Origin of the sequence: Streptomyces sp. NPDC055243 (assembly GCF_044544025.1) — a bacterium.
Lineage (GTDB): Bacteria > Actinomycetota > Actinomycetes > Streptomycetales > Streptomycetaceae > Streptomyces.
This window is the reverse complement of record NZ_JBITWR010000002.1, coordinates 906924-921244: the sequence shown is the minus strand read 5'-3', so window position 1 is coordinate 921244 and position 14321 is coordinate 906924. Positions and strand designations below refer to the sequence as shown.

Annotated in this window: 13 protein-coding genes; 4 read left to right on the top strand and 9 right to left on the bottom strand. The window is 72.0% G+C overall.

The genetic code is table 11. From position 1 onward, the window contains the following. Position 1: 1 nt before the first annotated feature. Complete coding sequence (locus tag ACIGXX_RS08845; RefSeq protein WP_351161240.1) at positions 2-436, bottom strand: roadblock/LC7 domain-containing protein; 435 nt, start codon at positions 434-436, stop codon at positions 2-4. Between the two features lie 67 nt (positions 437-503). Next, positions 504-2336, bottom strand: a complete 1833-nt coding sequence (locus ACIGXX_RS08840; protein WP_399973977.1) for an ATP-binding protein — start codon at positions 2334-2336, stop codon at positions 504-506. A 317-nt stretch (positions 2337-2653) separates the two neighbouring features. Here ACIGXX_RS08840 and ACIGXX_RS08835 point away from each other — a divergent pair, with 317 nt between their 5' ends. Further along, positions 2654-3202, top strand: a complete 549-nt coding sequence (locus ACIGXX_RS08835; RefSeq protein WP_351161235.1) for a YciI family protein — start codon at positions 2654-2656, stop codon at positions 3200-3202. A 283-nt stretch (positions 3203-3485) separates the two neighbouring features. Here ACIGXX_RS08835 and ACIGXX_RS08830 read toward each other — a convergent pair whose 3' ends face one another. Continuing rightward, positions 3486-4706 (bottom strand): MBL fold metallo-hydrolase, encoded by a 1221-nt coding sequence (locus tag ACIGXX_RS08830; RefSeq protein ID WP_399973974.1) that lies wholly within the window; start codon positions 4704-4706, stop codon positions 3486-3488. A gap of 143 nt (positions 4707-4849) precedes the next feature. Here ACIGXX_RS08830 and ACIGXX_RS08825 point away from each other — a divergent pair, with 143 nt between their 5' ends. Further along, positions 4850-6079 (top strand): Glu/Leu/Phe/Val dehydrogenase dimerization domain-containing protein, encoded by a 1230-nt coding sequence (locus tag ACIGXX_RS08825; protein WP_351161229.1) that lies wholly within the window; start codon positions 4850-4852, stop codon positions 6077-6079. A gap of 10 nt (positions 6080-6089) precedes the next feature. Next, a complete protein-coding gene (locus ACIGXX_RS08820) occupies positions 6090-6704 on the top strand; it encodes a TetR/AcrR family transcriptional regulator (RefSeq protein WP_351161227.1) in 615 nt (204 codons plus the stop codon). A 257-nt stretch (positions 6705-6961) separates the two neighbouring features. Here ACIGXX_RS08820 and ACIGXX_RS08815 read toward each other — a convergent pair whose 3' ends face one another. Then, positions 6962-7780, bottom strand: a complete 819-nt coding sequence (locus ACIGXX_RS08815) for an SGNH/GDSL hydrolase family protein (protein ID WP_351161225.1) — start codon at positions 7778-7780, stop codon at positions 6962-6964. A gap of 320 nt (positions 7781-8100) precedes the next feature. Here ACIGXX_RS08815 and ACIGXX_RS08810 point away from each other — a divergent pair, with 320 nt between their 5' ends. Beyond that, positions 8101-8907 carry a tyrosine-protein phosphatase gene (locus ACIGXX_RS08810; RefSeq protein ID WP_351161222.1) on the top strand — a complete coding sequence of 269 codons (807 nt, stop codon included), beginning with the start codon at positions 8101-8103 and terminating at the stop codon, positions 8905-8907. A 13-nt stretch (positions 8908-8920) separates the two neighbouring features. Here ACIGXX_RS08810 and ACIGXX_RS08805 read toward each other — a convergent pair whose 3' ends face one another. The 5 genes from ACIGXX_RS08805 to ispG form a co-directional block, all read right to left on the bottom strand. After that, positions 8921-9037 (bottom strand): DUF6126 family protein, encoded by a 117-nt coding sequence (locus ACIGXX_RS08805; protein ID WP_135329603.1) that lies wholly within the window; start codon positions 9035-9037, stop codon positions 8921-8923. Between the two features lie 92 nt (positions 9038-9129). Then, positions 9130-9771: a helix-turn-helix domain-containing protein gene (locus tag ACIGXX_RS08800; RefSeq protein WP_383823310.1), complete on the bottom strand. Its 642-nt coding sequence runs from the start codon at positions 9769-9771 to the stop codon at positions 9130-9132. A gap of 82 nt (positions 9772-9853) precedes the next feature. After that, a complete protein-coding gene (locus ACIGXX_RS08795; RefSeq protein ID WP_351161218.1) occupies positions 9854-11239 on the bottom strand; it encodes an aspartate aminotransferase family protein in 1386 nt (461 codons plus the stop codon). After that, the gene (gene dxs, locus ACIGXX_RS08790) at positions 11236-13125 is read right to left on the bottom strand and encodes a 1-deoxy-D-xylulose-5-phosphate synthase (RefSeq protein WP_351161216.1); all 1890 of its coding nucleotides are present in this window, start codon (positions 13123-13125) and stop codon (positions 11236-11238) included. The genes ACIGXX_RS08795 and dxs overlap by 4 nt, the downstream gene beginning before the upstream one ends. Before the next feature lie 25 nt (positions 13126-13150). Then, a complete protein-coding gene (gene ispG, locus ACIGXX_RS08785; RefSeq protein ID WP_399973965.1) occupies positions 13151-14317 on the bottom strand; it encodes a flavodoxin-dependent (E)-4-hydroxy-3-methylbut-2-enyl-diphosphate synthase in 1167 nt (388 codons plus the stop codon). Between the last annotated feature and the right edge of the window lie 4 nt (positions 14318-14321).

The window sequence follows — 14321 nt, the reverse complement described above, 5'->3', positions numbered from 1 at the left end:
CTCAATGCCTCATCGGGGCGGGTTCGCCGGCGGGCTGCCGGGGTCCGGTCATCAGGTAGGGGCGCACGCTCTTGACCAGCATCGTCATTTCGTAGCCGAGCACCGCCGCGTCCGCGTCGCGCCCGGCGAGCACCGCCAGACAGGTGCCGGAGCCGGCCGTGGCGACGAACAGGAGGGTGGAGTCGAGTTCCACGACGACCTGGCGCACGTCACCGCCGTCGCCGAACCGGATGCCGGCACTGCGCCCCAGCGAGTAGAGCCCGGAGGCGAGGGCCGCCATGTGGTCGGCGCTGTCCGGGTCGAGGCCGTGGACCGACTTCACGAGTCCGTCGGAGGAGAGCAGGACCGCGCTGTGGGTGTGCGGCACGCGCTGCACGAGTCCGCTCATCAGCCAGTCGAGGTCGGATACCTGCCCGGTCGGCGCATCGCTCGCCATGGTGGATCGACTCCTTGGGGTACGAGGGTCTGCCGGGGCAGACGTGGTGCCGGCGGGGTGGTGGGGTTCAGCCACCCTGGTCGCCCCCGTCGCGGGGGACATGGAGATCGGGGAGGTCGGCTTCGGGCGCCGCGTCGCGCGTCTCCTGGGCGGCGGCGAGTCCGATGCCGCGCTGGAAGGCGGCCATCAGGCCCGGGTCGTGGCCGACGGGGTAATCGCTCTCCGGGCGGGGCGCGGGGGCGTCCCGCAGCTGGGGCGCGATGTGTTCCTGGGCGCGCCGCTTGGGCAGTTGGGGCTTTCCCACCCGGCCGCGCACGGCGCCGTTGAGGGGGGTCGGCGGTGTCCCGGCGTTCTCGGCCGCGGCCTGGCGGTCCTCAGGCCTGATCCCCGGCACGGCGTCGGCCGGGGTGGGCCTGCCCTCCCGGCCGCGCACGGGCAGCGGGGCGGGCCCGGAGCCGTTCGCCACGGGAGCGTGCGGTGCGGGAGCGTGCGGTGCGGGAGCGTGCGGTGCGGGAGCGTGCGGCCCGCTCGGCGGCACGTCCGGCACCGGCTGCCGCGGCACGGCCACCGGCTCCGGGTGGGGGACGGCCGCGGGCGCCTGTGTCCTCTGCCGTACGCCGTCGGGGGCGCCCTGCGGCGCGGCGTCAGGGGCCCCTTGCGGGTGCCCGGCGGCGACGGGTTCGTTCTGCGGCTCGGCGCCCAGCAGGCCCTGCGGCAGGATCAGTACGGCCTGCACGCCGCCGTAGATGTTGGTCTGGAGGCGGACCGCGATGCCGTGCCGCCGGGCGAGCGCGGAGACCACGTAGAGGCCGATCCGTCCGTCCTGGAGGAGGCTCGCGACGTTGACCTGGTCCGGGTCGGCGAGCAGGTGGTTCATCTTGTTCTGCTCGGTCAGGGGCATGCCGAGCCCGCGGTCCTCGACCTCGACGGCGAGCCCCGCCGTCACCAGGTTGGCGCGCAGCAGGACCTGGGTGTGCGGGGCGGAGAACACCGTGGCGTTCTCGACGAGTTCGGCGAGGAGGTGGATGACGTCGGCGACGGCGTGGCCGCGCAGGGTGCCGGCGATCGGCGGCACCAGCTTGACCCGGGAGTACTGCTCGACCTCCGCGATGGCCGAGCGGAGCACCTCCGTCATGGAGACCGGGTTGCTCCACTGGCGGCGCGATATGGCGCCGCCGAGCACGGCGAGGTTCTCGGCGTGCCGGCGGATGCGGGTGGCCAGGTGGTCGACGTGGAAGAGGCCCTTGAGCAGCTCCGGGTCCTCGACCTCGTTCTCCAGGTCGTCGAGGATCGAGATCTCGCGGTGCACGAGGGACTGAAGTCGCCGGGCCAGATTGACGAAGACCTCGACCTTCTGTTCGCTGCCCGCGTGGCTGGAGAGCTGCGAGGCCTGCACGACGGCGGAGACGGCGACGTCCTGGGCCCGGGACAGTTCGTCGGCGAGCAGCCCGAAGTCGTCGCCGTCCTGGGCGGATCTGGCCGGTGCCCTGCGCGGGGGCGGACCGTCGCCGCGGCGCAGCTTCTCGACGACGTCGCGCAGTTCGGCCTGGCCGCGCGCGGTGCTGCGGCGCAGGGTGCCGACGCGCTCGCGTACGGAGGTCGCGGTGCGGTCGGCGGCGACGGCGGCGATCACGACGCTGGCCAGGCTGATGGCCCCGGCGGCGGCCAGGATGAGCAGGAGCGCGGGGTCGAGCGGGCCCGGGGCGGACCGGACGATGAAGATCACGGCGGCACCGGCGCAGAGCACCACCGCGACGGCGGGCAGCACGGCGATACGCAGGAGCTGGGGCCGTATCCGGGCCTCGGGCAGCGGCGCGGCGGGTCGGCTGCCGGGCCTGCCGTGCCGCCCGCCGCCCTCACGGCGGTCTGCGCGGGCGGCCGGTGCACGAAGGTGAGACATCAGCGTCCTCGGTCAGGGTGCGGGCTCCGACGGGCGCGCGTCGCGTGGCTTCGCGGCATCGCCGTACCGGTCGGGAGGGCACAGGCGCGATCCCTGTCCATGATCCCTGCGTCGACCGGCGGACACTCACGGTAGTCACCAACGCTTCATGTGCGGGAGGCAGTTGACAAAGTCCGGCACTCCGCGTCCCGCTCTGGTATGACGCGTCGCACGACCGTCCGAATAGACGGTGGGACGTCTGTTCGGTGGGGCGTCTGTTCCGACCCTCGTCACCAAAACCCGTTGAGACTCGGCCGTCCGTTGACGAGAGTCTGTGCATGGAATTCTTCTGCTACCACCGCGATCGGCCCGGCTCCGTCACGTTGCGCGAGGAACTGCTGGAGGCCCACTGGTCCTACATGGACCAGTACGCGGCGGAGCTGATCGCGCGCGGTCCGACGTTCGCGGCCGACGGCGAGACGCCCACCGGCAGCGTGCACATCGTGGACCTGCCGGATCCCGCCGCCGCCCGCGCATTCGCCTTCGACGAGCCCAACTACCAGGCGGGCGCCTACCGCGACGTGCTGCTGCGCCGGTGGCGCAACACGCTGGGGCGCACCATGTGGGACTTCCCCGGTGGCACCACCGAGGGCAACCGCTACCTGGTCATCGGCCTCGGCTCGGGCCGGGACGCCGACCTCGACACACCACCGGACCTGGACGAGCTGATCGCGTACGGGCCGCTGCTCTCCGACGACGGCACCACCTGGCTGGGCACGGCGGCGCTGGTCCGGGCGCCGGACCAGGACACGGCACGCGGTGTCCTGGCTTCCGATCGGTACGCGGGCATCGAGGTCCACGACTGGGAGTTCGGCGGGCGGCGGTAGCGATCCGACCGGGGCCGATCACGCAGATCACGGCGGATCACGGTAGAAGACGCCGACGACGTGATCCTGTCGCGCCCTGCTCCTGGTCGAGGCCCATTAGCGCTCGCACCGGCCGAGCAGGGTGCGGGCCGCCGCTCGGCCCTGGCGTCCGCGCCCGGCCGGGGCTCGGGGCGGCGCGCCCGGCTGGGGCCTCGGGGCGGCGCGTCCGTCGTACGCGGGCGCCCCGGCCTCCCGGGAGGTGCCGCGGGCAGCGAGCACCCCGGCGCCTCCCGTCCCGCTTCCGTCAGCCGACCCGCGCCGCCTCGGGCTCGCCGGTGCCCTCCGTGCGCTCCGCGCGGTCGGCGGGCTCGGTGCGCTCGACGTCCGCCGTGACGTCCTGCGGAGGGGTCCACCCGCCCTCCGGCTCGATCGCGACGCCGCGCCACCACGGCTCCGCCGGAACGGAGTCCGCCGCGGGCTCGAACGGCTCACCCGGGACGGGCAGCGCGATCCGCGCCCCCGCACGGCCCGCCGCGGCGAGCGTGCCCTCGCCCGGCGCGGTCCACGGGTGCGGCGCGAGGTTGAACGTGCCCCAGTGGATCGGCAGCATCACGCCCTCGGGCCGCCCGCCCTGGAGGTCCAGGTGCGCGCGCACGCCCTCCTCGGGGGTCATGTGGATGTCAGGCCAGAACTCGCTGTACGCGCCGATCTGGATCATCGTGACGTCGAAAGGACCGTGCTCCGCGCCGATGTCCCGGAAGCCGCCGAAATAGCCGGTGTCCCCGCTGTGGTAGATGCGGTGCTCGGATCCCGCGACGACCCAGGACGCCCAGAGCGTGTGCTGGTAGTTGCGCAGGCCGCGGCCGCAGAAGTGGCGCGCGGGCGTCGCCGTCAGGGTCAGGCCCGCCACCTTCGCGGACTCGTTCCAGTCGAGCTCGCGCAGCCGGTCGGCGGGGACGCCCCAGTGCTCCAGGTGGGCGCCGACGCCCAGCGGCACCGCGAAGACCGTGTCCGTGCCCGCCAGGGCCTGGATGGTGGGCATGTCGAGGTGGTCGTAGTGATCGTGCGAGATCACCACGACGTCCACCGGGCCGAGCGCCGCGAGCGGCACCGGCACGGGGTGCAGCCGCTTGGGGCCGACCCAGGAGAAGGGGGAGCAGCGCTCGCCCCAGACCGGGTCGAAGAGCACCCGCCGCCCGTCGATCTCGGCGAGCACACTGGAGTGCCCCATCCAGGTGATCCGCAATCCGCCGACCGGGGGCTTGGCGAGGTCGGCGAGGGTCGTGGCGTGCACGGGAACGGTGCCCGTGGGACCGCGCCGGATCCGCTCCTCCTTGCGGAAGTAGATCTTCGCGAACTCGAGCGTCGATCCGGTGGGCTTCGTCCGCGCCCCCTCGGGGTTCTGGAAGGTCCCGTCGGCGAAATTCGGCGATCTGCGGATCCTCGCGAGCCGCTCACCGGCCGGATCCGCGCCGAAGGGCGCGGTCCTCAGCGAGCGGAGCCCAGAGCTCAGCGAACGGGACACAGCACCTCCTGGAATGGGTGGGTCAGATCTCCATTATGTCCACCGCCTCCGACAGCGGCCGGGCGGAGCGACCCGCATCGGCCACAACCGCATCGGTGCGTGATGTACTCCTACTGATTCCCCATTCAGTAGGAGTGGACTCCATGACCCCTGTTCCCCCCGTGTCCGCCGGTATTCCCACGCCCCTCCTCTCCCTCACCTGGACCGACCACATCACCGGTCACCGGGGTTTCCTGGTCATCGACCGTCTCGTACGCGGTGTCTGCAGCGGCGGCCTGCGGATGCGCCCCGGCTGCACCCTCGACGAGGTCACAGGGCTGGCGCGCGGGATGACGATGAAGGAAGCCCTGCACTACGCCCCCGGCGCCCGCTACATCCCGCTCGGCGGCGCCAAGGGCGGCATCGACTGCGATCCGCGCGCCCCCGAGGCGTACGACGTCCTGGTGCGCTACCTGCGGGCGATGCGGCCCTACATCGAGAGCTCCTGGACGACGGGCGAGGACCTGGGCCTGACCCAGGACCTGGTCGACAAGGCGGCGGCCGAAGCAGGCCTGATCTCTTCCGTCCAGGCCGTCTACCCGCTCCTGGACGACGAGGCGGCGGCCCGCGAGCGCCTGGCGGACGCGTTCGCCGTGGAGGTCGACGGGATCGGCCTGGGCGAGCTGGTCGGCGGCCACGGAGTGGCCGAGGCGGTCCTCGCGGCGCTCGATCGCGCGGGCCACGCGCACGCGGGCGCGCGCGTGGCGGTACAGGGCCTGGGCACGATGGGCGGCGCGACCGCCCGGTTCCTCGCCCGCGCGGGACTGACGACGGTGGCCGTCGCCGACATCAAGGGCACCATCGCCAACCCCGCGGGACTCGACGTGGAGGCCCTGCTCGCCGCCCGCGACGCGCACGGCACCGTGGACCGCTCGGTCCTGCGCCCCGGCGACCGCGAGCTGCCGGGCGACGCCTGGCTGGCCGCGGAGGCGGAGATCCTGGTCCCCGCAGCGGTCTCGTACACGATCAACCAGACCAACCAGGCGCGGATCACGGCCCGTTGGATAGCGGAGGCGGCCAACATGCCGGTCCTGCCGGAGGCGGAGCGGCTCCTCACCGAGCGCGGCGTCACCGTCCTGCCGGACGTCGTCGTCAACTCCGGTACCAACGCCTGGTGGTGGTGGACGCTCTTCGGCGACATCGGGGCCGACGCGGACGAGGCCTTCGCGCACACGCGCCGATCGATGCGGGCCCTGGTCGAGGTGATGCTGGACCGCGCGGACGCGGAGGGCACGACGCCGCGCGCGGCCGCCCACGCGCTGGCGGCCGACCGCCTGCCGGTGATCGGGGAGCGATTCGGCTGGTACGCGAACGCGCAGGCGGCGGGTGGATAGGCTGCCCGGCGTGGCGAGAGTGCGGTTGAGCGTGGCGGAACGGCGGGCGGAGCTGCTCGCCGCCACCGTCGAACAGATCGAGGTGCGCGGCGTGGCGGCCGTGCGCATCGCGGACGTGGCCGCGGCGCTGGGGGTGAGCAACGCGCTGGTCCTGTACCACTTCTCCACGAAGGAGAAGCTGGTGGCGGCGGCCTTCGCGCACGCCGCGGAGGGCGACCTCGCCCACCTCCGCACCCTGCTGGACCGCCGCGGCACGGCCCTGCGCCGTCTGCGCGCCGCCGTCCGCTGGTACGCCCCCACCGGCCAGGCCAAGGGCTGGCGCCTGTGGATCGAGGGCTGGTCCGCGGCGCTGCGCGAACCCACCCTGCGCACGGTGACGCGCGAGCTGGACCAGCAGTGGAAGGCGGCGCTCGCGGCGGTCATCGCACAGGGCGTCTCGGCGGGCGAGTTCACCTGCGCCGACCCCCGGACCACGGCCCTGCGGCTCACGGCGCTGCTCGATGGCCTGGCGGTGCAGATGACGGCGTACGAGGGTGCGCTGCCCCGCACCCGCATGCTGGCGTGGGTGGACGAGGCCCTCGACCGCGAACTGGGCCTGCTGTCGGCCGAATCGGCGACGGACTGACCCCGGACACAACGAAGCCGCCTGCCCGGTTTCCCCCGAGGGCAGACGGCTCACGCCAGGTGTCCAGAGATCGAAGTCGGTGCGGGTGACAAGGTGCTCTACCCCATTGAGCTACGCCGACCCGAAGTCGACGACGGGACTCGAACCCGCAACCGCCCCAACAAAGGAAGTAACCCGCGCCTTCGCACCTGGACACCTTCACCGTAGTGATCACCGCCCACGGAAGCATCCGGATTTTCCGCGCCCCCGCCCTGCGCCTAGGACGCCGACGTGATGTGCATCCTGACGGTGTACGGGTCCACGCTGCCCTTCGCCTCCACGTGGTCCCCCGACGACTCGCCGCGCAGCCGCCGCCCGAACCACGGCACCAGGTACTCGCGCGCCCAGTTGATGTCGTCGCGCCGCACCTCGAGCGTGCCGCGCGGCGGCTCCGGGGGCCACGGCTGGTCCGGGTCCGCCGGGACCTCGAGGCCCAGGACCTGGGCCGCGCGGAGCGCCACGCGCGTGTGGCCCTCGGCGGAGAGGTGCAGGCGGTCGCCGTCCCAGGCGCGGCGGTCCTGGATGGTCTTGAGGGACCACAGGTCGAGGACCGGGCAGCCGTAGCGGTCGGCGATCGCGCGCACGTGACCGTTGTACGTGGCGATCTTGCCGCGCAGGTGCTTGAGGACCGGCACCCCGCGGGTGTCGAACCCCGTGGTCACCATGACCGTGCCGACCGCCGACGTGAGGTCGACGACGGCCCGCTCGAACCGCTCGGCGACCTCGTCCGGGTCGGTGCCGGGACGGATGATGTCGTTGCCGCCCGCACAGAACGTCAGGAAGTCGGGGCCCAGCTCCTTGGCCAGGGGCACCTGGTCCGCGACGACCTGGTCGAGCAGCTTGCCGCGCACGGCGAGGTTGGCGTACCGGAAGGTGTGCTCCGGAAGCCGGTCGTCGAGCAAGACGGCAAGGCGGTCGGCCCAGCCGACGAACGTTCCGTCGGGACCGGGGTCCCCCACGCCTTCGGTGAAGCTGTCGCCGACCGCTGCGTAGGAGGTGAATGTGTCTGGGATGAAGGATGTCGACTCTGCTCTCACGTCGTCATATCTTTCACCTCGCTAAGTGACCTACGCCACCGTAGGGAGGGGTTGACGGGGGGTGAGATAAGCCACCGGTCAAGTTTCCTCCAAGCCAGGAATACGCGGCGGGCCCCTGCGCCGCTTACACCCGGCGGACCTCCCCCGTGGACCCGCGGTCCGAACTCCGTGTCCGTACGGCCGGGTTGGTGCCGCACCCGGCCGGACCTGTGAGGCAACGCTCACGCACCAGCACTGATTGCCTCAGGAACCCATGTCGTATGGTCGAAGCCGCACCCCACCGGCGAGCCGCGCCGGCGGCCGGACGGGAGGAGCCCCCCGTGACGCAGCAGGTCCCGCCGACGAAGCCGACCGAGCCCGAGCTGGCCGGAGTCCGCAACTTCCGTGACGTGGGCGGACTTCCGACCGTGGACGGCCGCCGGGTCCGGCAGGGCCGGCTCTTCCGCAGCGGTCACCTCGCGCACGCCACGGCGGCCGACGCCGCGTTCCTCTCCACCCTGGGCCTGCACACGGTCTACGACTTCCGCAACGCGGCCGACCAGCGGCTCGAGGGCCCGGACGTCGAGCTGCCCGGCGTGCGCAACGTGAACCTGCCGCTGACCGACCCGGCGCACGGCGCCGAGTTCTGGACGATGGTCCGCGACGGCGACATAGACCAGCTGCGCGCGGCCCTCTCGGACGGGCAGGCCGCGGGGAGCCTCTCCGACACGTACCGCGCGATCATCAAGGAGCGGACCGCCGAGCACAGCCGCGTGCTGCACGACATGGCCGCCGACAGCCTGCCCGCCCTGATGCACTGCGCCGCGGGCAAGGACCGCGCGGGCCTTTCGATAGCCGTCACGCTCCTGGCCGTCGGCGTCGAGCGCGACGCCATCGAGGCGGACTACCTGGAGTCGAACGCCACCCACCGCCGCTACAAGGTGCGCCGCGGCGACGACTCCCCCAACGCGATGTCCCCCGAGGTCATGCAGCTGCTCAGCCCCCTCTTCGAGGCCCGGATCGAGTATCTGCACGCCGCCTTCGAGACGATCGAGCAGATCTGGGGCGACACGGAGACCTACCTCGCCGAGGGCCTCAAGGTGACCCCGGAGATCCGCGAGCGGCTGCGCGAGCGCCTGCTGGACTGAGGGGCGCCGCCCGTCACTGGTTCTGCGCGCCCAGCGAGAACAGCAGATAGATGAAGGCCGCGAAGAGGTGGCCGACGGCCACGTAGACGATCAGCCGGACCCAGAGCCCGCGGGGGAACTTCTCCTCCATGGACATCGCCTTCTTGGCGGGCGCGGGCGTGGACACAGGCGTGGGCACGGGCGCGGGGTCCGTCGGGGCGGGACGCTGCGCTTCGGGTTCCGTCATCGCGGGTCTCCCAGGCTGGGGCTGTGCGCGGTCCCGCCGAGGCACAGCGCGGTGGCGGGACTCTGCAGCAGGGTGTGGACGAAGAGAAGGTCGGTGCCGAGGTGGTCGGCGGCGGCGATCCGGTGCGGGGTCAGCGAGTCGAAGTGCGCGCTGTCCCCGGGTTCGAGGGTGTGCGTGGTGTCGCCGAGCCGCAGCCGCAGGCGCCCCTGGAGGACGTAGAGCCATTCCTCGCCGGGGTGGACGCGCACGATGTCGCCCTGCGCCCCGTGCGGCACGTGCACCCGCAGGGCCTGCATGCCACGGGCCTGCGCGCCCGCCTGCCAGTAGGTCCAGCCGCCCGCCCGTGTCGGCTCCATGTCCGCGGCGCGGACGATCGCGTCCCGGTCCGTGGGCGTCTCGCCGAGGAGCTCCGAGACCGTCGTACCGTAGGTGCGGGCGAGTGCGAGCAGCATCGGCAGGGACGGCTGGCGCTGCCCGGTCTCCAGACGGGAGAGATGGGCGGGCGAGAGCCCGGCGGAGCGGGCCGCGGCCTCCAGCGTCAGCGTGGCACGGCGCCGCAGCTCACGCAGTTGCGGGGCGACGGCCGGCAGGGCCTCGGCGGCCTCCGGGCCGACCGTTTCGGGCTCGGCATTGCTCATACCCCGATTGAGCCAGGCCTTTGCCCCCGAGGCAACTTTCTTGCCTCAGAGGCAAAAGCCTCCGGCCCGGCCTCCGGGCGGCTCAGCGGTTCGCGACCGCCTGCTTCACCAGCGTCTTGCCGAAGTCCCACATCAGCCCGCCGCCGCTGTGCGCCTCGTCCATCACGTCGGTGAAGGCCTCGACGAACCGGTCGACCTCCCGCTCCCCGATGGTCAGCGGCGGGATCAGCTTGATGACCTCCAGATGGTCGCCGGAGACCTGCGTGAGGATGCGGTGCTTCTGCAGCAGCGGCACGACCACCATCTGCGCGAAGAGCCCCTTGCGCGCCGCCTGGAGCATGGCCCAACGGCTGCGCAGCTTCAGCGACTTGGGGCGGCCGAACTCGATGCCGACCATCAGGCCCCGGCCGCGCACCTCGCTCAGCAGCTCGTAGCGGTCGACGAGCGCGCCGAGCCGCGACTTCAGGAGCTCACCGGTGACGCGCGCGTTCGCGACGATCTCCTCGTCGTCCATGACGGACAGGACCGCGAGCCCGGCCGCCATGGCCTGCGCGTTGGAGCCGAAGCTCGCCGAGTGCACGAGCACCCGGTCCATGGACGAGTAGACCTTCTTGAAGATCCAGTCCTTGCCGAGGGTCGCGCCGACCGGCACATAGCCGCCCGACAGCGCCTTCGCGACGCACAGCAGGTCCGGCTCGACGCCTTCCTCGTGCTGGTAGGCGTAGAAGTCGCCGGTCCTGCCCAGGCCGGTCTGCACCTCGTCGGCGATGAGCAGCGCCTTGTGCCGGTGCAGCAGCTCCTGGGCGGCGCGCAGATAGCCGGGCGGCGTCTCGTGCACGCCCTTGCCCTGGATGGGCTCCAGGATGAGCCCGGCCACGTCGCCCTTCTTCAGCTCCTTGCTCAGCGCGTCCAGGTCGCCGAGCGGGATCGCCGTGTCGGGGAGCAGGGGTGCGAAGCCGTCCCGGAAGCCGGACTCGCCGTTGACGGAGAGGGACCCGGTGGTCAGGCCGTGGAAGGCGTGCGTGCAGTAGAGCACCCTGGGCCTGCCCGTCGCGTACCGCGCGAACTTCAGGGCGGTCTCGACGGCCTCCGTGCCGCTGTTGCCGAAGAACACCCGGTCCAGGTGCGGACTTCTGGTCAGCAGCTGCTCGGCGAGGAGGCCGGGCAGCGGCTGGCAGTCGAAGCGCGTCAGGTCGGCGAGCGAGGCGTCCAGGACGTCGTGCAGCGCCTTGCGCACGACGGGATGGTGACGGCCCAGGCCCATCACGCCGAAGCCCGCGAGCATGTCGAGGTAGTCGTTGCCGTCCGCGTCCCAGAAGTACGCGCCCTCGGCCCGTTCGTAGACCTTGTCGAAGCCGATGGTGTGCAGCATGCGCGGCAGTTGGTGGTTCAAATGCCGCGCGTGCAGTTCGTAGCGCTCGGCGCCCCGCTCGGCGAGGAGTCTGCCGAGGTCGAACTCCTTGGTCATGCTCCGTGCTCCTTGGCTGCCAGGGTGGCGCTGATCCGCCCCGCGATCTCGACCGGGGTGAGCCCGAGGTCCGCGAGCACCTCGCCCCGCTTGGCGTGCGCGAGGAACTGCTCGGGGATGCCGAACCTCCTTATGGGTACGTCGACTTCGGCATCGCCCAGCGCGAGGGCGACCGCAGCACCGACCCCGGAGGACCGGCTGTTGTCCTCGACGACCCCCACGACCCGGTGGCGCGCGGCGAGGGCGGGCAGCTCGGCGTCGACCGGCTTGACCCAGCGCGGGTCGACCACGGTGCAGCTGAGCCCCCGCTCCCGCAGCAGCTCCGCGGCCTGGAGGCAGACGGGCGCCATCACGCCGACCGCCACCAACAGCACGTCCGCATCGGTGTCTTGGCCGTCTCGGCTCAGCACGTCCATGCCGCCGATCCGGTCCACCGCGGGGATCGCGGGACCCACCGACTCCTTGGGGAAGCGCAGCAGCGTCGGCGCGTCGTCCACGGCGACCGCTTCCCGCAGCTGTGTCCGCAACTGGTCGGCATCGCGCGGCGCGGCGATCCGCAGGCCCGGCACGACCTGGAGGATCGACATGTCCCACATGCCGTTGTGCGAGGCTCCGTCGACGCCGGTGACACCGGCCCGGTCCAGGACGAAGGTGACGCCGCACTCGTGCAGCGCGACGTCCATCAGGAGCTGGTCGAAGGCGCGGTTGAGGAAGGTGGCGTAGACGGCGACGACGGGGTGCAGACCCCCGGTCGCGAGCCCGGCCGCCGACACCGTGGCGTGCTGCTCCGCGATCCCCACGTCCCACACCCGGCCGGGATAGGCCTGGGCGAACTTGGTCAGGCCGACCGGGCCCAGCATGGCCGCGGTGATCGCGACGACGTCCTCCCGCTCGGCGCCGATGCGTACGATCTCGTCGCCGAACACCGAGGTCCAGGAGGGGCCGTTGGAGGGTGCGAGGGGTTCGCAGGTCAGCGGGTCCATCACGCCGACCGTATGAAAACGGTCGGCCTCGTCGGCGAGCGCGGGCTCGTAGCCGCGCCCCTTCTCGGTGAGGCAGTGGACGATGACGGGTCCGTGGAAGCGTTTGGCGCGTCGCAGCGCCGACTCGACGGCCCCGGTGTCGTGCCCGTCGATCGGCCCGACGTACTTGAGCCCCAGATCCTCGAACATGCCCTGCGGCGCGAAGGCGTCCTTGAACCCCTTCTTGGCTCCGTGCAGCGACTCGTACAGCGTGTGTCCGACGACGGGTGTGCGCTGGAGTATGTCCTTGCCCCAGGCCAGGACCCGTTCGTAGCTGTCGGTGGTGCGCAGTGTGGCGAGGTGGTTGGCCAGGCCGCCGATGGTGGGCGCGTACGAACGCTCGTTGTCGTTGACGACGATGATCAGCGGCCGGTCCTTCGCGGCCGCGATGTTGTTGAGCGCCTCCCACGCCATGCCGCCGGTGAGCGCGCCGTCCCCGATGACGGCGACGACGTGGCCCCGCTCCCCCAGGACCTGGCGCGCCTTGGCCAGGCCGTCGGCCCAGCCGAGCGCGGTCGACGCGTGGCTGTTCTCGACGATGTCGTGCTCGGACTCGGCGCGCGAGGGATAGCCGGACAGGCCGCCCTTGCCGCGCAGCTTGGAGAAGTCCTGCCGGCCGGTCAGGAGTTTGTGCACGTAGCTCTGGTGGCCGGTGTCCCACACGATCCGGTCGAGCGGCGACTCGAAGACCCGATGGAGGGCGATGGAGAGTTCCACCACCCCCAGATTGGGCCCGAGATGACCTCCGGTCCTGGCGACCGCGTGCACCAGGAACTCCCGGACCTCCCCGGCCAGTTCGTCGAGCTCGGCCTCGGTCAGCGCCTTCAGATCGCGCGGCCCCCGAATGGTTTCCAGAATGGTCATGCTCGGGCCCCCTCTCTGGTTCTTCTCAGCTCACGGTGACGTCGGGCACCCCTGAGGTGATGCCCTCGTCCTCCATCTGTGCGGCGATCTTCATCGCCTCTTCGATGAGGGTCTCCACGATCTTCGACTCGGGGACGGTCTTGATGACCTCGCCCTTGACGAAGATCTGCCCCTTGCCGTTGCCGGACGCGACACCGAGATCCGCCTCGCGGGCCTCCCCCGGCCCGTTCACGACACACCCCATGACGGCGACGCGCAGCGGCACTTCCATGCCGTCCAGGCCCGCCGTGACCTCGTCGGCCAGCTTGTACACGTCCACCTGGGCCCGCCCGCAGGACGGGCAGGAGACGATCTCCAGGCGCCGCTGGCGGAGGTTGAGGGACTCCAGGATCTGGATGCCGACCTTGACCTCCTCGGCGGGCGGCGCGGACAGCGAGACCCGGATGGTGTCGCCGATGCCCTCGCTCAGCAACGCCCCGAAGGCCACCGCCGACTTGATCGTGCCCTGGAAGGCCGGGCCCGCCTCCGTCACACCGAGGTGCAGCGGGTAGTCGCAGGCGGCGGCCAGCTGGCGGTAGGCGTTGACCATGACCACCGGGTCGTTGTGCTTGACCGAGATCTTGATGTCGCTGAAGCCGTGCTCCTCGAAGAGCGACGCCTCCCACAGGGCCGACTCGACCAATGCCTCGGGAGTTGCCTTGCCGTACTTCTTGAGCAGGCGCGCGTCCAGGGAGCCCGCGTTGACGCCGATCCGGATCGGCGTACCGGCGTCGTTCGCGGCCCGCGCGATCTCCTTGACCTTGTCGTCGAACTGCTTGATGTTGCCGGGGTTCACCCGCACCGCCGCGCACCCGGCGTCGATCGCCGCGAAGACGTACTTCGGCTGGAAGTGGATGTCGGCGATCACCGGGATCTGCGACTTGCGCGCGATGGTGGACAGCGCGTCCGCGTCGTCCTGCGTCGGACAGGCGACCCGCACGATCTGGCAGCCGGACGCGGTCAGCTCCGCGATCTGCTGCAGCGTCGCCCCGATGTCGGACGTACGCGTCGTGGTCATCGACTGCACCGAGACGGGCGCCCCGCCCCCCACGGCCACCGGCCCGACCTCGATGCGCCGCGAGACGCGACGCTCCGCGATCGGTCGGACCGGCAGCTCAGGAAGGCCCAGTGCGACAGGCGTTCCAGGGGTCATCACG